Genomic DNA, 569 nt, shown 5'->3' with positions numbered 1-569 from the left:
TTTTTGCGGTCATGACAGAAGAAATATACGTCCTTCTTCTGTCCGGCTTGCCTAGACCACCTCACTCCAAGATTCCAGTAGGCGTGTATACGGTTTTGCCGTCCGGTAAAGGAACCGGCATTTCCCCACCAATCTCTTCGTCCAGATCACAGGTGAGGCATTTAAAATCACTGCCATCCTCTTTCATGACGGCCAAATTGGTAGTCATGTCGTCTTTAAACCGCACCTGGACGATCAGATGTTTATAGTCGGGCAGGTAATTGACCATCTTCGCGTCGTACACATTATCGGGCAGCGGAATGGTGGAAAGCTCAATGGCTTCAGACGCGGGAGCTGCGGGCAGATCTGATGAGAGGGAGTAGTTAACAGGGCTCGGAACCTGGTCTTTTGTTTCTGCTGCTTGCTTTCCAGAGTTATTACACTGAGCGAACAAAATTGTCAGAATGCTTCCAACAAAAAGTCTATTTAAATAGTGTAGAGGAGCTTTTAAAATACTTTTTCTCATTTTCAGTTAAAAGACTTTTCTATTAATTTATCACTACCACCGGCGCAGGCAGCGCCCAGCAAGC

Annotated in this window: 1 protein-coding gene; it reads right to left on the bottom strand. The window is 46.2% G+C overall.

The genetic code is table 11. From position 1 onward, the window contains the following. Positions 1-61 precede the first annotated feature (61 nt). Entirely contained in the window at positions 62-505 is a 444-nt protein-coding gene (locus ACP7AJ_RS21610) for a hypothetical protein (protein ID WP_426062313.1), read from the bottom strand. Positions 506-569 lie beyond the last annotated feature (64 nt).

Origin of the sequence: Hymenobacter sp. B1770 (assembly GCF_049896385.1) — a bacterium.
GTDB lineage: Bacteria > Bacteroidota > Bacteroidia > Cytophagales > Hymenobacteraceae > Hymenobacter.
This window is presented reverse-complemented; position numbering and strand designations above follow the sequence as displayed.